Source organism: Bacteroidota bacterium, from assembly GCA_016213405.1.
Taxonomy (GTDB): domain Bacteria; phylum Bacteroidota; class Bacteroidia; order Palsa-948; family Palsa-948; genus Palsa-948.
Genome location: JACRAM010000038.1, coordinates 1 through 18,396, shown reverse-complemented (window position 1 = coordinate 18,396; position 18,396 = coordinate 1). Strand labels below are relative to the sequence as shown.

The window sequence follows — 18,396 nt, the reverse complement described above, 5'->3', positions numbered from 1 at the left end:
TGATACCGGAAAGATTACACCGATAAATAATCTGTGTAATCTTTTTTTAATTTATCGGTGTAATCACATTTCAACATGAGTTTGCTTATTGCCCTTATCTGCACATTTATTTTTCTTAGCTTATCAGCCCTGATATCAGCATCGGAAGTAGCATTATTTTCTCTATCGCCAAAGAACAAGGAAGAACTGAGAAAGTCTTCCTCCTCTCGTGATAAAACAGTTCTGCAGATTTGTGATAAGCCGAAACGATTGCTCGCCACCGTGCTCATCGCCAACAACCTTCTGAACATTGGCGTGGTGCTGATTTCAGAAATCATCATGAAAGAAGAACTTGCATTCATTCAAAATCCGCTTGTAGCATTTCTCATACAAGTAGTGGCGGTAACATTTCTCATTCTTCTTTTTGCCGAAGTGATTCCGAAAGTTTTTGCAAACCAGCATTCTCTGAGCGTAGCCCGCTTTATGGCGTTTCCAATTTCTTTTTTGGAAAAGTTTTTATATCCGCTGAGTTTCCTGCTGATTAAATCCACTGCCTTCATAGATAAAAAAGTAAAAAAGAAAACTCACTCCATTTCAGTGGAAGATTTATCGCACGCGCTTGACCTCACCATTTCTGCCGATATGCCCGAGCCCGAAAAAAAAATTCTCAGAGGCATTGTGAAATTCGGCCAAGTGAATGTGAAACAGATTATGACTCAGCGTATGGATGTTGCTGCGCTTGAATTCAACTCTCCGTTCAGAAAACTGATGGAAGATGTTTTCGCTTCGGGGTATTCGCGGATTCCGATTTATAAAGAAGCGATTGACAAAATCTCAGGAATTCTTTCTGTGAAGGATTTACTTCCGTACATTGACAAGGAAGATGATTTCAAATGGCAGACGCTTTTGCGCGAGCCGTTCTTCGTTCCTGAAAACAAAAAAAACGATGATCTCCTTAAGGAATTCCAGCACCGAAAAATTCACATGGCGATTGTGGTGGATGAATACGGAGGCACTTCAGGAATCGTAACGCTTGAAGATGTGATAGAAGAAATCGTAGGCGAAATCAACGATGAGTTTGATGATGACGATTTAATTTACTCAAAACTGGATGAGCGCAATTATGTGTTTGAAGGAAAAATTTCTCTCAACGACTTATCCCGAAAACTCGCCATAGACAGCGTTCTTTTTGAACTTCCCACCGGGCGCGAAGCCGACACGCTCGCAGGGTTCCTCTTAGAATACACAGGCAGCATTCCGAAAAAAGGAGAAGAGGTAAAGTTTAAAGATTATATCTTCACCGTTGAATCGGCAGACAACCGAAAAATAAAACGGGTGAAGGTTACAGTTCCAGTTGCAGTATGAGTTTCAAATTTCAAGTCACAAGTCACAAGTCACAAGTGTTTTTGTTGTCTTTTTTTGCCTCTTGCCTACTGCCTATTGCCAACTGTTTTTTTTCCTCCTGCGGTTCAGATGATGACATTCCCTCTCCCAAGCCTTTCGCTTACTTTAGAATAGATTTGCCCGATAAAAAATATTCTGTGTTCAGCGATTCCTGTCCGTTTGAATTTGAATATCCATCCAACTATGCTGTTGTTCTTCCTGATACAGACGATCATGCAGAGCCTTGCTGGAAAAATATTCTTTATCCGAAATTTCGTGCGGAACTCAATCTCAGCTACAAGTATATTGAGAATGGAGCCAATCTTGAAAAATATCTTGACGATTCATGGACGCTTGCTACAAAGCATCAGTTGAAAGCCAGTGGCATGCCAGAAACCCCTATCAAACGAGACAGTGCGCAAGTGTACGGGCTGATGTTTGAGATTGAAGGTAATTCGGCTTCCAATCTCCAGTTTTATGTTACCGACAGTACCAACCATTTTCTTAGAGGAGCGCTATACTTTTTCGCGCATCCAAATTATGATTCTCTCGCTCCCGTAATTGACTTCATAAAAAAAGATGTGGAGAGGATGATTACTACACTAAAGTGGCTGCCTAATCCACCCATTCCATCAGGGAAGAGAAAAAAGTCAACGACTCCTTTGTAGGAGGAGATTTAGGGAAGGCTTTTTTTCTTACAACCTATCCTCTTTTCTTTATATTTGCAACCCAATTTTGAAAAACTAAAAATCATTCCCCCGATAACTCATTACTATGCAAAATAAAGGCGCCATTCGGATATTTGCAATTCTGCTCGGACTTGCCTGCCTCTTTTACCTTTCGTTCTCATGGATAACCAGAAAAGTGGAAGGCGAAGCAAGCGCAAGCGCAGAAACCTATGCAAACAAAACAGAAATAGTTGAACTTGCAAAGAAAAAAGCAAACGGAAATGCGGATGTTGAAAAAGCATTTCTGGATTCTGTGCGTGGAAAAGCAAAAGCCATCTTTTTAGATTCCGTAAGAAAACTTCCTGTTGACTTTCCTCTCTACGGCTCCATCTTTACCTATGAAGATTGCAAAGAACATGAAATAAATCTCGGTCTTGACTTGAAAGGCGGCATGAACGTTACACTGGAGGTGTCTGTTCCTGACATCATCCGAAATATGTCAGCTAAACCCGATGATGCAAAGTTAAATCTCGCTCTCGGAAAAGCCCGCGTTCGTGAAACACATGAGAAAAAACATTTTGCTGACATTTTCGCTGAAGAGCTGAAAAAGATTGACCCGGGCGCATCGCTCGCAAGTTATTTCCGCACCATTGACATGAAGGGAAAGATTGATTTCAACACGCCCGATGAAGCCGTGATTAAACTCATCAAAGACCGCGTGGATGAATCCATCGCCACTTCAGAGAAAACGCTTCGCGCGCGTATAGATAAGTTTGGTGTGTCTCAACCAAACATTCAGAAACTCGAAGCATCAGGCAGGATTCTGATTGAACTTCCTGGCGTAAGCGATCAGGACCGTGTTCGCAAACTTTTGCAGGGAACCGCCAATCTTGAATTCTGGGAAACATTTGACAACGAAGAAATCATAGGGAAACTAGTGGAAGCCGACAAGCGCCTTGCGGAAATTCTCACAGGAATAAAAGATACAACTGCTTCTGGTGACACAACAAAAGTTGATTCAGTAAAAATTGCTGCAAAGATTGATTCAGCAAAAACAACTGCAAAGACTGACACATTAAAAAAAGATGATACCACATCTGCTCTTTCAAAACTCGGACTGAACAACAAGGACACTGCGAAAAATACAGCAGCGCAGAAAGCAACTGAAGATACTTCTGCCATGGCAAAAGCAAAGCGTGAGCATCCTTTATTCTTTTTGCTTCAGCCGTTCATTGACCAGAAAGGCGCAGCCGTTCCAGGTCCTGTGGTTGGACGCTCGCTCATAAAAGATACTGCGAAAGTGATGTCTTATTTGCTGAATGAAAAAATTAAACGCGTGCTTCCTGATAACGTAAAGTTTGCATGGTCATTCAAACCCGTGAAAGGCGCTGAGTCGGTAACGCAATTAATTGCACTCAAAGTTACCCGCAGGGACAAAAAGCCCGCACTCTTTGGCGATATCATGACCGATGCCAGAAAAGATTATGACCAGAAAGGCGGTGGACGCCCGCATATTTCCATGACAATGACCGATGAAGCCGCGCAGACATGGGCCGCTCTTACAGGAGATAATATTGGAAAAAGCGTTGCCATTGTGCTGGATGATTATGTTTATTCATATCCTACCGTTCAAGGTAAAATTTCAGGAGGAAGTTCTCAGATTACCGGTGATTTCACTACGCGTGAAGCCGATGACCTGGTAAATATTCTGAAGGCAGGAAAAATGCCCGCACCCGCGCGCATTGTGGAAGAAACAGTAGTTGGACCAACGCTCGGTGCTGAATCCATCAACGCAGGATTCAAATCATTTGCCATTGCTTTACTTCTTGTGTTTGTTTTCATGGCATTCTACTACGGAAAAGGCGGAATGGTTGCCGATGTTGTTCTCCTTATAAATACATTTTTCATTATTGGCGTTCTTGCATCGCTTGGTGCTGTGCTCACGCTCCCGGGCATTGCAGGTATTGTTCTCGTTGTGGCGATTTCGGTGGATGCAAACGTTTTGATTTTCGAGCGCATCCGTGAAGAACTCCGCGGTGGAAAAGGTTTACAAATGGCTGTGGCTGACGGATACAAGCACGCCATGTCATCCATCCTTGACTCAAATGTTACGACCCTTTTACTCGGAATAATTTTATACGCGTATGGTTCAGGTCCGGTGCAGGGATTTGCCACCACGCTTATCATCGGCATTCTCTGTTCTCTTTTCAGCGCATTATTCATTTCACGCCTTGTGTTTGAAGGTTTGCTTGGAAGAAAAAGGGATGTTTCATTTTCCATTCCGCTCACGGCAAACGCATTCAAAAATGTGAACATTGACTTTGTGAAAAGAAGAAAATGGTATTATGCTTTCTCTTCGCTCATCATCCTTACAGGCGCCATCTTTTATTTTAATCACGGAGGATTCACCATGGGTGTTGATTTCAAGGGGGGAAGAAGTTATGTAGTGCGTTTTGATAACCCTGTGAAGACCGAAGAAGTCGGAAATGCCATCCGTAAAACCATCGGAACAAAAACGGGCGAACAAGTAAAAACATTTGGCGGCAACAATCAAGTGCGCATCACCACGGCCTATATGATTGACGACACCAGCAGCAATGCGGAAGAAATTGTGAAACAAAAACTGACTACTGCATTGGATCTGATAGGCAACAAATACGAAATCATTCAATCACAGAAAGTGGGAGAAACCATTTCGCGCGACTTGCGCAATAATGCGGTGTGGACAATTTTATTTTCTTGCGGATTGATGTTCGTTTATATTCTCATTCGGTTTAAAGGATGGCAGTACGGACTTGGCGCAACGGTTGCGCTCTTTCACGATGTGCTGGTGGTACTTTCCTGCTACGCGATATTTGACGGACTGCTTCCGTTCACACTGGAGATCAACCAAGATTTCATAGCGGCAATTCTTACGGTAATGGGTTATTCCATGACGGATACCGTAGTGGTGTTTGACAGAATCCGCGAATACCTGAATGACAAAGGAAAAGGCGCGTTAATACCGGGTGAAGAAAAAAACCGCATCATCAATTATGCGCTGAACACTACACTAAGCCGAACTATGATAACATCATTGATTACTTTTTTCGTATTGATTGCCATATTTTTCTTTGGCGGAGAAGTAATTCGTTCCTTCGCGTTTGCACTTCTTATCGGCATTGTCATCGGAACATATTCTTCCATCTGCATTGCCACTCCTATTGTAATTGATTTTGACAGAAGAAAAAAAATTGCACAATAGACAATATACCGAATAAGGATTGTATATTTTAATCATAATAAATCAGGGCTAAAGCCCGTTATTTATTTGAACTAATTTGCCACGACCTTAAGGTCGTGGCTATTGAAAACAGCAAAACCACTGGGCTTCAGCCCAACATAAACCCCGTAGGATATTGGATTTTATCCAACGGGGTAAACTCTTAAAACTTAAATACCATGATGCGTATTACTTACATCCTCGCTATTGTTGTCAGTCTCTTCTTCGGAGTGCTGATATTGGATTACATCGTTCGTGTGAACGCTGCAAGAAGCGAGCAACTTTATGAAATGATGAACAGCTATTCTTCAGGAAGCGAAGACAGCTACAACTCTTACAACAGTTATGACGATGAGCGCGACAACCGCCTCACTTCCGAAGCGGGCATGATGTCGCTTTTCTTCTTCCTGTTTTTTCTCGCGCTGGGAATTCTCACGCTCATAAAACTGAAAACAAAAACCATGAAAATTATTTCCATCATCGGATTAGCGCTCACGGTGATCATGTCTGCATGGAACGCGGTGATGATGGGCTCGCCCGGTGCAATTTCTTTTGATGAAGTGGGAATTGTGTGGGTGCTTTATGCTGTGGTTCTTTTAACCTTCTCCATTATAGGCACTATTCATGCTTTCAAAAAGAAAGCGTAATTATTATTTCTAAAAGAAAGGCGCTTCTGGATTTCGGAGCGCCTTTTTTATTTTGTGCCGTTACGAAGGAGGATATGCGCAACTGTCAAGGCGAGAAAATCAGTTGTCGGTGATTACTAATGGTTCGACTCATCGCTCACCACAAGTTTGTCTATTGCGATGACTTTATTGTCTTGGGTCAGCCGAACGAAATACAGTCCGCTTGGAAGATTGTCCCGTGAGAGAACAACTGTCTGCCCGCTGATGTTTTTTATTTGTTTTACTGTCTGCCCGTGTAAATTGTAAACCGTGAGAGTTGCGTTATGTAAAAGATTGTCTGTCTGCAAAGTTGTCTGTGCGCAAAAGGGATTAGGAAAAATTATAGTGGAACGATTAATGACTATGTCATTTATTTCAGTAACTCCATTTGGATCATATTCCCAAAAGTCTTTTCTATAGTTGCCTGATAAGTCAAGCCCAGTTCCTATATAGCCTTTATTGCCGATTGCAAACCCAGCCGCACCATCTCTTTCTGTTCCTGGAAAATCTGCCATTTGAATCCATGTATTTAAGGAAGAATCATATTCCCATAAATCTTTTTTCATGTAGGAAGGAGCTGTTCCATAACCTGTTCCAATATAACCTTTCGAGCCAATAGTGAAGGATGCAACATACTCACGATTACCTCCACCAAAATTTGCCTTTTGTGTCCAAACATTTGTTGTTTGATTCCATTCCCAAAAGTCACTATTTAATCCAGCACAAGATAAACCTAATCCAATATAACCCTTATTGCCAATTGAAAATCCAGCAGCACCCCATCTTGGACTTCCCGCAAAATTTGCTTTTTGAGACCATGTATCTGTCAGTTGATCCCATTCCCAGAATTCTGTATCAGTTTGTAAATTATTCCATCCTAAACCAACATACCCTTTAGAGCCAATAGAAAAACCAACTGGTCTATATGCTGCAACTTTATTAAAATTACTTTTTTGAGTCCAGTTATTTGATAATGGATCGAATTCCCAAAAATCATTATAATAAATACTTGTATCTACTCCAAAACCAATGTATCCTTTATTACCAATTGAAAAAGAGGTTGCTCTATCTCTTGGAATGCTTGGAAAATCTGCTTTTTGTGTCCAGTTATTATATATAGGATCATATTCCCATAAATCTTTGCAATATATTGTTGCAGAAGCGTCATTTCCTAACCCTAAATATCCCTTATTTCCAATTGAGAAAACAACAGCGTTAATTCTTCCAGTCCCACCAAAATCTCCCTTTTGTGTCCAAGTCCCTTGCGCATTTGTCTGAATGTGCGCAACTGTTAAGCCGAGAAAAACTGTCGAGATGTAAAAGGTCTTGTTCATTTTTGGTTGTCTAAAGTTAAGACGTAAAATATTGAAAAAGGTTGCATTGTCTTTTGTTGTTTGGGCATTATTGCTAATGGGTATCCATCCCTTCGGGACTCGTTATATCCACCATAAATCCCGTAGGATATTCACCCCGTTGGAAATTCTTCCTGCGGGGTTCATCCAACGGGATAAACATACACATTATCCACCAAATCTCCACTCCTTCCTTATTATAGTATGCCCTGCGCCATTTCCCGCTATGTCAAACTTTACTGTTCTGCCATGGTCTGATATGGCGTGTCATAAACCATTAAAGTTTGGCTTGCGCTATAATAGTTTAGCACGGGCTATTAAAGTTTGAGCCGCGCTATAATAGTTTGGCGTAAACTATTTTAGCCCGCGAGAAAATTTTAAGGATTTTGATTCCCCCTATGAGAATTACCACAATTTTTCTCCTGACTGCCAGTTTTTCATAGGGCGTTTTGGCATTTCAAATTTTTGAAAATCTTTTTCCGCAAACTATTAGACCAATGATGGTTTCTCATAGGCGGAACGAGGTGTTTCTCCTATGAGCGAGCGGTTTTCATAGGGGAAACCTTGCTTTCTCATAGGAGAATGGCAGGAGTTTTGTTACTATATGGCTTAATGCAATATGTTGGTTTTTCATAGTGAAAAATCAAAACAAAAACAAAAAAGAAAGAATGCAAATCTCTACCCGCAATGCAATGTTGAAAGCTGAACAAAGCGTGCCGTGAACGCCTGCAATATCTGATGGATGCAGTGTAAGTAGCGCAACTGGAAACTCTCCATCGGAACAATACTTACAGCAAAATGGCAATAAGTAGTGGTGTGAAACCGATCATTGCAGTCTTTAGTCTCAGTGATATTACTGATACGGGGCTGGTCGGCTACTCACAGGAGAAAATCGAAAAGCTCAAGGATAATCCGCATTATCCCGACCCGCTTCCTGAAAAGGATGCGATGGCAAAGGATCTTGGGGAATATATTCATGCGCTTGGCGATTCGGATGACGGCAGAACTGCCGACACGGAAATCAAAAATGAGAGGCGCGCTATTTTGGAGAACGCCCTCATGTCTCTTGGTCTCCGTTGCGCGCAGATTGCTGAAGGAAACCTTGGCGTGTTTCTCACTTCTGGTTTTGAAGTGCGAAAGCCCAAAGAATCCAAAGGCATTCTTCCTCAACCGGAAAACGTGGTGGCAAAAGAAGGTACTCATCCGGGTACTCTCTTAGTCATCTGGGATCCGGTGCAGGGCGCCCGTTGTTATGCGGTAGAAGTTACCGATAACCCAACGAGCGAGCAGTCATGGTCTCCTGTCAGAGTGGTGAATGGCGGTGTGAGCACTCGTTCCGAAACACGAATCATTGGACTTGCTTCGATGAAACGTTATTGGATACGGGTAGCTGGAGTTAACTTTGCAGGCGCAGGCGCATTCAGCGAACACGCAGTGCACGTTACACAGTAGGGCTCGACCCGGAGAATTCACAAGGTGAAGACGGACCGGGGAAATGAAAAAACGCCTCTCAGAAATGAGGGGCGTTTTGTTTTATTTAGGACTTACGCAATTTTGTATTTCTCTGTGAAACTCTTAAAACTCTGTGTTCTCTGTGTTAAAATTTTCAACACAGAGTTCACGGAGAAAAACAGAGTTTCACAGAGTGCGTAAGTCCTATAAAAAAGAAATAGGGTTTTATTCGTCCAGCAATTTTTTAATATCTGTTTTCTCTTTTATGTCCTTCATCTCTTGAGTGATCTCTCTCTCTAAGCCGCTGGCAGCATCTTTCATCTCGCGTAATCCCTTGCCGAGTCCGCGCGCGAGTTCAGGAATCTTCTTTGAGCCGAAAAACAACAGCACGATGAAGAGAATGAAAAATATTTCAGAACCGCCTACGCCAAACATCGGAAAGGTTAATTGTTAATGATTAGACATCTTTCATAATTCAAATAAAAAAAACATCTGCCACTAAATCACTAAAACACGAAAGAAACACTAAAAATTCTTTTGTGAAATTTTGTGTCTTTGTGTTTTTGTGGCATAAAATGAATTATGAAAGAAATCTAATATCAGTTAATCGTAATCTTTTATAAAGGTAAAAAAGAAAGAATATGTCCCATTCAGTAGGATTAGGGAGAAAAGTGGAATTACTTTTTTAGATTAAACTCCAGCATCACCTTCGTTCCCTTGTCTTCAAAAGCAACCTTATCGGCAAGATGTTTCATCAAAAAGATTCCACGACCGGTGGGTTTTTCAATATTCTTTGGATCCGTGGGGTCGGCAAGATTGGTGAAATCAAATCCTGTTCCTTGATCTTTGATGGTAAAATACAACGTGTCATTCTTTACCTTGAAAGTAATTTCAATGTTCTTGTTGGGGTTGGCTTTGTTTCCGTGCTGAAGTGCATTATTCACAGCTTCGGTAAGGGCAACTAAAAGATGCCCGTAAATATCTTCCTTGATGTCAAAAAGGTCGCACACATCATCCACCAGTTTTTCAACCAGTACAATATTCTCAGATTTAGAGGGGATAAGTAATTTTTGATTTTCAGCCAAAACCATTTCGATTATTCTTTTTCGTTTGCGAAATTATTAAAATATTCAGATACTTTATTCTTATAGAACTTATTAAAAGAGGGAGGAACGGTTTTCAGCAATTCGGTCTCTTTCTCTTTATGGATTTTATACTCCATAAATTGAGAAAGGTTACGTTTATAGTCATCTTTTGGTTGTTCCGCCTGTCTTTTTTTCTCGGTTTCGCGCTCTTTTTCCGCTTTTTCATAGTCAAGGAGCTTTTCCAGAATCTGATCCTGCCGCTTGAGGGTTTCTTCATTTAATATACGGTTCACCACATCCTTTTGAGATTCTTCCATCATCTTAAGCATGTTCTTCATGTCACCCGGGTTCATGCCTCCCTCCTTCTGCATTTGCTGCATCATTTGTTTTAAAGCTTCCTGCTGGGCGGCAATCCTCACCAGTTCCTGACTCCAATTGCTGTTGCCCTGCTGACCGCCCTGTTGTTTTCCTTGCTCCATTGATTTCTTGAGCGCTTCCATCTGCTTCTTTAATTGCTCCTGCATTTTGCTCATGCTACCGGCAGATGGTTTTTTTCCGTGACCGGGCTTTTTGCAGGAACCGGGTTTGGTGCAAGCCCCGCTCTTCTTGCAATTATTCTGCATCTGATTGAGCGATTCGTTCAACATGAGGGCAAGATTATTTATAGAGGTCATTGAGAATTGCTGGCGCGAAGTAATATCAGGCGTAAATCTGTTTTCGCGCTTTCCCATGAGGGAAATTGATTTTTCCATATTGGAATTAATTGCAGAAATTTCTTTATTCACTGCAGAAGCAATCATGGGCTGTCGCTTGCTCAGCGCGAACAAACTGTCTTCAATCATTTTGGCATCGTCTTTCAATTTCTTTTGCTGCTGCGAAAGTTTTACATACTGCGGGTTATCCGTTTTTATTTTTTCCACATCCTTCATCAGCGCTTCCTGATCAAATGAAAGCTGAATGAGGTTGTTCAGAATATCACGAAGCGCCTGTTCGTCCTCTCCTTCTTGCTCTTGTTGCATCTGCGCCATCGCCTCTCCCATTTGCTGCGCCATCTGGTTCATCTTTTGCGATGCGCTCTTCTGGGACTTGGAAGCGCTTTTACTTTTGCCGTCATTTAATTCCTTGCTGGAGTTTTGCTGGTCTTTTGAAATTTCTTCCTGCTTCTCTTTCGTGTCAGGCATGTTCTCTGGATTTTCAAGAGCATCATTTTTTTTCTTCAAATCTTCCAAATCTTTTTTGATATCGTCAAATTGCTTGTTCAACGAATCCTGTTGTTTCTTTAATTCTTTGTCGTCTGCTTTTTTGTCGAGCGATTTGTCTCCAAGTTCATCCTGTTTTTTTGAAAGTTCATTCAGCTTGTCCAGCGTTTTTTCAAACTTCTGTTCAAACTCCATCTTCTTAAAGATTTCCAGATTGCGGTCGAGCTCTTTTTCAATGTCTTTGTTGGAGAGTTGCATTTTCTCCAGCATTTCCTGAATTTTATTCTTGTCCATCTTTTCCATCAGCTTTTGCATTTCAAGAAACATTTTTTTCATTTCATCCGTCATCACAGTTTCCATTAGTTTTTCTAATTGCTTTTGCTTGTCAAGGATTTCATCGTTCGGTTTTTGAAATTCAGATTGCTGCTGGTTGTTCTGCTGGTTTTCTTTTTTTATCTCGTTGATCTTATCTTCCAGTTCTTTCTGCTTCTTTAAAAGGTCATCCAGCTTTTTCTTTTCTTCCCATGAAAGATTTTTCTTTTCCAGAATCTTCTTGTACAAATCCTGCATTTCCTTCTGCAGATACTGCGCATCCTTAATGCTTTGCTCCATTTCTTTTTTTATATCTGAATTGTTTTTCTCGGTGTTCTTTTCAATTTCATTGAGTGAAGGCGCGCGGTAAATCATGGATTGTGATTTGGAAGACTTGCTTCCGTTCACACCATCGTTATCCCACACTTCAAAATAATATTCAATCTCATCACCTGGGGAAATGTTCAAACTGGTCATGTCCCAGAAATGATAGAACGATTGTGTGGTAACATTTTTAGCTATGGGAATTGGGATAGATGTAAGATGTAAGAGAGCAGAGAGCAGATGGGATGAGGAATCATTGTGAACTAAGAATTTATAATTGAAAGTCAGATTTCTGAAACCGTAATCATCTTTTATGTTTCCTGCATAGTAAAACTGCTTAAGCGAAACAGAATCTTTTCTCTCTTCCACCATAATGGCGGGAAAAATATCCGGTATCACATTCACAGAATATGTAACCGAATCTCTATTCTGAAGAAATTCGTTGGAAGTGGAAATGGAATAGGTTTTGTCTTTGAGGAAAATTTGTGAAGCGGTGAATTTATTTTCTTCTGTAGGAGCAACGAAAAAAATAGTGTCTTGAAATCCAAGTTTCATCTGTTTGGCATTCTGCGTATTAAAATTCCAAGTGACTTTTGTTCCTGCGGGAATCATCAGGTCGCCTGTATTGTGAAGTGTTTCATCTTTTTTCCCGATGTATTTCGGGTAATTCAACCGTAAAGAGAAATCTAAAAGAATCGGCTTTGGCAAAGCAACCAGTTCATAATTTTTAGAGGAAAATCCCTCCGCTGAAAAATGAAAGGGAATATTCTTCTGCACATTCTTGAAAAGGAAACTGAATTCGGTTTTATTTTCTTTGGTGAGTTTGTATTCGCTTCCGTTCAGGTTGACAAATATTTCATCAGGAATTTCTTTTCCGTCCAGTTGAACTTCGAGAAGAAAATCTTCCTGCTGAGGAGTTTTCAGGTCTTTGTTCTGAATGAGAAACTGAAAAGGCGCCTGCTTTTCAAAATAAGTTCCGTGATTAAGTAACCGCTCAGTGCTATCTTTAATAATGCTTGGCGCCCCGAATAAAATTGCGAAGAACAAAAGCAGAGGAACTAATGCATACTTCAGATATTTTTTATTCTGACGCAGGTCAATTGCCGATGTAAACGGAATGGGCTTAAGTTCTTTTATCTTCTGGTTGATGCTGGCTTCGATGAGAATGGAAGATTGGAAGGATGGAAGAATGGAAGATTGACTTTGAAGTTGCAAAACATTTAAAAGTTTATCCTGCACATTTGAAAAATATTTTCCGATAATCTCTGATGCCTGTTCGTTGGAGATAATTTTTCCCATCTTATAAAGTTTCATAATAGGGATTGCAATCAATTTAGCTAGGACATATCCGTTCGTCAGAATAAAAAGATAAAAAAGAATACTGCGTACGGTTGTATCAAACTGCCCATAATATTCCAGAATAGCAACTGCAAGATAAAATGCCAGCACAATTCCCGTAGAATAAAGTAGCCCGCGTATCAGCTGGTTCTTGTAATACTTGCGGATGAACTCATCAAGTTTTTCGAGCAATATGTTATAATCGGATTTGTACATTAGAAGCCCCTCCTAAATCCTCCCCGTTAGGGAGGACTTTTTATTAAGATAAATTGTTTGCACTATTTCCATATCAAAAATGATGACAAACTTACAATAATGAAACGATAGAAGTAAGAAAAAATTTTGTTAAAAAAAGATAAAATTCTCTCCCAAGAGGGAGAATTAGAGAAAGGCTTCCTTTTTTACTTCATCAAAGTCACCGTTCCTTTTTTGTCAATTAGAGTTCCGTCATTAAAGTGCCCTGTTATTTCATAGGCATAAACGCCTTCATTACCATTTTTTCCTTTAGGAGTTGAACCATCCCATCCTATTGTGATATCGGTAGTTTCAAATACAAGGTTACCCCAGCGGTTATAGATTTTGAAATCAATATCCTTGATGCAGATATTTCTTGGCTTGAAGAGGTCATTCTTTCCATCTCCATTCGGTGAAAATGCATTCGGCAAGAAGAAATCTCCGCAGGGCAGTTCTACTTTGATTGAAATACAAGCACTGTCTGCACATCCTCCGCTTGCATCCGTAGTCGTAACACAATATACAGTGGTTGAAGTGGGTGAAACAGAAATTGATGCGGTTGTTTCACCTGTATTCCATAAGTAGTTCCCGCCTCCGCTCGCAGTTATCTGAACAGTACTGCCAAGAGTGATAGTAGTAGTAGCAGTTGTTATTGTAGCTAATACGGCACAGGGAGGATAACCTTTTAATGTCCATGAAGCAGAAATTGAATCTAATCCTGAAACAAAAACCGTATTGGCAGATATATTATCTGTTCCCAATGCAGGCAATTGCCATTGCGTTCCGTTCCACATCCATGCACGCAAACTGTCTTCAATAATTGTGTTTGTGCTTCCGCCAGAAATATCCCATTCAGCATCTTCATAGGTGAAAGTTACATCAGCAGTGGGCTGTATGCTGTAATTGTTTGCAAGAACAGGCCAGTATCTGTCTGCACAAACAGGAGCGGCTTCAGCACCGGAAAAAGGATTTGTAAGATTGGTAACACCATTCGGGAGCGGACGGTTGTTCGGGTTTGCAGTAACATTGGTTGGGTAAGTTGCCACTGAAATGTTTCCTGATGTTGACTGCACTCCCGCTGTTGTAATGTTATAAATGAATGGAATGTATCCGCCACCTGTTGTTCCGAAAGGATAAACATAATTGCCTGTTGAGATGCCAAGATTCCATTGAACGATTCCGTATCCTGCTGTGAAATCAGTTTCAGAAATAATGTAGCCGCTGATGGGTGGCGCAATGGCGGCAGAAGCCGGATTTGTTACAATCAAAGTTTTGCTGTTCAAATCAAAGGGGCTGTTTTTAAGTTGAAGCACGCCTGTATTTCCTCCGACATATGTTGTGGTGACGTTCAGCGTTTTTGTTCCTCCATTCTCACAATTAAGATTATTGAATGTGGTGGGTTGAGTTCCTTGAATAGTTTGAGAATTTCCATATAACCAAACGGTGCCTGTGGTTGGATCCAAACATCCTGATGCTTCGTTGTTCGTCCAATCACCTGTGAGATAGATGTCTCCTTTGTTATGAATAAACCCAGATGTGTTATTCACTACATTTCCATCCACATAAATGATGGAGCCGATATCAGCGGTGATGTCTGTTCCTCCGTTGTAGAGAAAGGTTTGGGCTTGGGATTGCTTCGTTCCGATTGCAATGACGATGGCGATGAGAGAAGCGATGTAAAAAATCTGTTTCATGTTTTGAATTGAAAGCGTAAAGGTATGTAAAAAAAACTTCTTGTCAAAACCGTCTTTTTTCAGAGGGTGTACGACAAAAATCCGCTTTATAAAAATAAATCTTTCGTGGGCTTTCGTGTTTTAGTGTTTTTGTGGCAAAAAACCACTTGCCACTAAGACACAAAGGCACAAAAAATCACAAAACGGAAATTTGTCGTACGCCCTTTTTCAGAGAGGAATATTCCCGTGCTTCTTCTTAGGGAGCTTGTCAACCTTATTCTCCAGCATTTTGAAAGCGGAGATTAATTTATCCCTCGTTTGCCCCGGGAGAATCACTTCATCAATATATCCTCGCTCTGCAGCGCGGTAAGGATTGGCAAAATGTTCAATGTATTCTGCTTCCTGTTTTTTTAAATCCAGCGTTCCCTTGAAAATAATTTCCACTGCGCCTTTTGCACCCATCACAGCAATTTCTGCTGAAGGCCATGCGTAATTCATATCTGCGCCAATGTGTTTGGAGTTCATCACATCATACGCGCCTCCGTAAGCTTTGCGGGTAATCACCGTAACGCGCGGAACAGTTGCTTCACAGAAAGCGTACAAAAGTTTTGCCCCATTGGAAATAATCGCGTTCCATTCCTGATCGGTGCCTGGCAAAAAGCCGGGAACGTCTTCAAAAACCAAAAGCGGAATGTTAAATGAATCGCAGAAGCGGACAAAGCGAGCGGCTTTTTGTGATGAGTGAATATCGAGAACTCCTGCCAGATGCGCTGGCTGGTTTGCCACAATACCGATACTTCTTCCTGCTAATCTCGCAAAACCTACGACAATATTCTCTGCAAAATTTTTATGCACTTCAAAAAAAGAATCCGTATCAACCGTTCCGTTTATCACATCGCGCATATCGTAAGGCTGATTCGGATTTTCGGGAATAATATTATCAAGGGACGAGGGACGAGGGACGAGGGACGAATCGAAAAAATGGATTGGAGTTTCTTCTTCGCAGTTCTGCGGAATGTAGCTCAAAAGCTTTTTGATGTTGTTGATGCACTCCAATCCGTTCGCACAGGAAAAGTGTGCCACGCCCGATTTGGATGAATGCACGGATGCCCCTCCGAGTTCTTCACTGGTAACTTCTTCGTGTGTAACGGTTTTCACTACGTTCGGTCCTGTAACAAACATGTAGGAAGTATGTTCCACCATCAGGATAAAATCGGTAATCGCAGGAGAATAAACCGCACCGCCCGCGCAAGGTCCCATTACGGCAGATATCTGAGGAATGACTCCTGATGCGCGCGTGTTGCGGTAAAAAATATCTGCATAACCTCCAAGCGAAACAACACCTTCCTGGATTCTTGCTCCGCCTGAATCGTTCAAGCCAATTATTGGTGCGCCATTTTTCATAGCTAAATCCATCACTCTACAAATTTTTTCAGCGTGCGCTTCAGAAAGAGAACCTCCGAACACGGTGAAGTCCTGCGCGAAAACATATACTAATCTTCCGTTGATGGTTCCGTAACCCGTCACCACCCCATCGCCTAAATATTTTTCTTTCTCCAAACCGAATTCGGTGGAACGGTGCGTAACAAACATTCCGATTTCTTCAAAACTTCCTTCATCTAATAAAAAATGAAGGCGTTCTCTTGCGGTGAGTTTTCCTTTCTTGTGTTGGGATTCAATGCGTTTTTCCCCTCCGCCTAATTGGGCTTCGGAAATTTTTTGTTGCAGTTCGTTTATTTTATTTTTCACAACTTGCGTTTGTGATGACAAAGGTAAAAATAGGATTGAACCACCATAAGTAATCCATCGCACACCTGAAGTTGCCACACGAACTTTTAAGTTAATCCGGTATACCTTTGAAGTAATCTATCAGAGCAAAGAAGTAAACCGGATTACAAGTGCCGGTAAACCCGTTTACTTTACAGTTAAACAGATCAGAAAAGAAGTGAACCCGATTGCTGAAAAAGCAAGTTAGTTTACAAGCACAGGTAAACCCGTTTGCTTCACAGCTAAACAGAGCAGAAAAGAAGAGAACCCGATTACTGAAAAGGTTCGTCAGATTACATCAAAAGGAAACCTGATTACTGCAGAAGTGCGAAAAAAGCAGGAAAAAGCTTTTTGCCGCATAAACAGACAATTGTCAATTCAATTTTAAACTCTTGATGGTTTCAATTTCACAGTAAAAACACCTTGAGAGGATGTGCCTGTATTTGTAACCGAAATTGAAGTAGAATCTATAGCAACGCTTTCGCCCGGATTTACGGTGAGAGCGGCAGCCCTTGAACTGCCAGAACCGGTTTTGACAATACTGAGTATGGTTGTGCCGATATTTAACAAAGGTGTGGGCGCTGCCACATCAGTTACCGAAACCTGTCCGCCTGCAGGAATAGTGAAGGTGGTTTTTCTTCCTTCCCTGCCCTGCCCTAAAAACTGCCGCGCAATGCGTTGTACTAAAGTTGTCAATGCCGAATTTCCTTTGGCGCTTTGCTTGAGGAAACCATAACCGGTATCGGCTTGATGGATTCGTTCGCTGCCGATGAGCAAAATGGTATCGTCAACGGCTTCGAGCAGGGAGGAAATTTCTTCGCGCACTTCCACCAATTGCTTGTTCAGGTCTTCGTCTTTGGTCCATTCGGCAATGGAGAAATCAGCAGGAATAGCGCTGGGATTTGCAAGGACTCCGTTGTAAACATCCAGCACATAGCCCTCGCGTTTGCTGCCTGTTTTGCGGAGGCGTTTTCGCGCTGCCGGATCAAGGTTTACGGTAAAGGGCATGAGCGCTTTTGAATTGTCGGTGTTGGTGATGATGGCGGCTTTATCCGCATTGGATAATACTGCCGAGATGTTAGGTGTTGGCATTGAAATTAAAGTTTAGAAATTGTTTCTGTTTTTTTCAATCAGCGAATATAAAGCGTAATCTCTTATGCAAAAAGTCCGTAATTGAGTACCTCTGTTTCATAACCAATAAAACCAACATACGATGAAACAGAAAAAAGAAAACCCCGGCAAAATCGGGACGGGAAAAAAAGCAGAGCGCAGATTCATTGTGCTCAAACAGGTGGGCGAAGATTGTTCCAACGAGCAGATTGCAGAAAAGATGAAAGAGAACCTGCACACGGTGGTGAAGGATTTGAAAAGTATTTTTAAAACCCTGAAAGCCCACAGCCGTGCAGGCGCGGTGCACACTGCATGGAAGACCGGCATTTTTACGAAGGAGAATTGTTAGATGACTCTCCCCTCCGAAGGAGTCCCAAGCGACCTGCCCCCTCTCTACCGTGCAGAGAGGGGAGTTAGGGGTGAGCTATTTGGTTTTCAACATCTTTTTTGTGTCCGCAATTTTTCCATCAACCACAAGTGAGTAGGAATAAATTCCTGATGCGAGGTTGGAAGTGGAAAGATTCAATTCTGCTTTTGTTCCTTTGTAGGGAAGTTCTACGGATTTTATTTCGCTGCCGAACTCATCATAGAAG

14 protein-coding genes are annotated in these 18,396 nt (G+C 41.5%); 6 read left to right on the top strand and 8 right to left on the bottom strand.

Annotated elements, in window-relative coordinates; genetic code table 11:
* Window positions 1-75 precede the first annotated feature (75 nt).
* From gldE to HY841_04220, 4 genes are all read left to right on the top strand, one after another.
* Window positions 76-1,344, top strand: coding sequence for a gliding motility-associated protein GldE (gene gldE / locus HY841_04235; GenBank protein ID MBI4929948.1), 1,269 nt, complete (start codon window positions 76-78; stop codon window positions 1,342-1,344).
* The gene (gene gldD, locus HY841_04230; protein ID MBI4929947.1) at window positions 1,341-2,030 is read left to right on the top strand and encodes a gliding motility lipoprotein GldD; all 690 of its coding nucleotides are present in this window, start codon (window positions 1,341-1,343) and stop codon (window positions 2,028-2,030) included. The genes gldE and gldD overlap by 4 nt, the downstream gene beginning before the upstream one ends.
* Before the next feature lie 106 nt (window positions 2,031-2,136).
* Window positions 2,137-5,274, top strand: coding sequence for a protein translocase subunit SecDF (gene secDF, locus HY841_04225; GenBank protein ID MBI4929946.1), 3,138 nt, complete (start codon window positions 2,137-2,139; stop codon window positions 5,272-5,274).
* Window positions 5,275-5,471: 197 nt separating this feature from the next.
* Window positions 5,472-5,939: a hypothetical protein gene (locus HY841_04220; GenBank protein MBI4929945.1), complete on the top strand. Its 468-nt coding sequence runs from the start codon at window positions 5,472-5,474 to the stop codon at window positions 5,937-5,939.
* A gap of 116 nt (window positions 5,940-6,055) precedes the next feature.
* Here HY841_04220 and HY841_04215 read toward each other — a convergent pair whose 3' ends face one another.
* A complete protein-coding gene (locus tag HY841_04215) occupies window positions 6,056-7,291 on the bottom strand; it encodes a T9SS type A sorting domain-containing protein (protein MBI4929944.1) in 1,236 nt (411 codons plus the stop codon).
* Window positions 7,292-8,125: 834 nt separating this feature from the next.
* Here HY841_04215 and HY841_04210 point away from each other — a divergent pair.
* Window positions 8,126-8,761 carry a fibronectin type III domain-containing protein gene (locus HY841_04210; GenBank protein ID MBI4929943.1) on the top strand — a complete coding sequence of 212 codons (636 nt, stop codon included), beginning with the start codon at window positions 8,126-8,128 and terminating at the stop codon, window positions 8,759-8,761.
* Between the two features lie 225 nt (window positions 8,762-8,986).
* Here the strand turns inward: HY841_04210 and HY841_04205 are convergent, their stop codons facing one another.
* From HY841_04205 to HY841_04180, 6 genes are all read right to left on the bottom strand, one after another.
* Window positions 8,987-9,196 carry a twin-arginine translocase TatA/TatE family subunit gene (locus tag HY841_04205; protein MBI4929942.1) on the bottom strand — a complete coding sequence of 70 codons (210 nt, stop codon included), beginning with the start codon at window positions 9,194-9,196 and terminating at the stop codon, window positions 8,987-8,989.
* A gap of 242 nt (window positions 9,197-9,438) precedes the next feature.
* Window positions 9,439-9,852 (bottom strand): ATP-binding protein, encoded by a 414-nt coding sequence (locus tag HY841_04200; GenBank protein MBI4929941.1) that lies wholly within the window; start codon window positions 9,850-9,852, stop codon window positions 9,439-9,441.
* A 5-nt stretch (window positions 9,853-9,857) separates the two neighbouring features.
* Window positions 9,858-13,211, bottom strand: coding sequence for a DUF4175 domain-containing protein (locus tag HY841_04195; protein MBI4929940.1), 3,354 nt, complete (start codon window positions 13,209-13,211; stop codon window positions 9,858-9,860).
* 209 nt (window positions 13,212-13,420) lie between these two features.
* Window positions 13,421-14,947, bottom strand: a complete 1,527-nt coding sequence (locus HY841_04190) for a gliding motility-associated C-terminal domain-containing protein (protein ID MBI4929939.1) — start codon at window positions 14,945-14,947, stop codon at window positions 13,421-13,423.
* Between the two features lie 207 nt (window positions 14,948-15,154).
* Window positions 15,155-16,675, bottom strand: coding sequence for an acyl-CoA carboxylase subunit beta (locus HY841_04185; GenBank protein MBI4929938.1), 1,521 nt, complete (start codon window positions 16,673-16,675; stop codon window positions 15,155-15,157).
* Window positions 16,676-17,077: 402 nt separating this feature from the next.
* Window positions 17,078-17,785 carry a hypothetical protein gene (locus tag HY841_04180; protein MBI4929937.1) on the bottom strand — a complete coding sequence of 236 codons (708 nt, stop codon included), beginning with the start codon at window positions 17,783-17,785 and terminating at the stop codon, window positions 17,078-17,080.
* A 121-nt stretch (window positions 17,786-17,906) separates the two neighbouring features.
* On the opposite strand from HY841_04180, the gene HY841_04175 reads away from it, so the two are divergent.
* Entirely contained in the window at window positions 17,907-18,152 is a 246-nt protein-coding gene (locus tag HY841_04175; GenBank protein ID MBI4929936.1) for a hypothetical protein, read from the top strand.
* Window positions 18,153-18,227: 75 nt separating this feature from the next.
* Here HY841_04175 and HY841_04170 read toward each other — a convergent pair.
* Window positions 18,228-18,396 (bottom strand): hypothetical protein (locus HY841_04170; protein MBI4929935.1); only part of this gene is annotated, 169 nt, incomplete at its 5' end.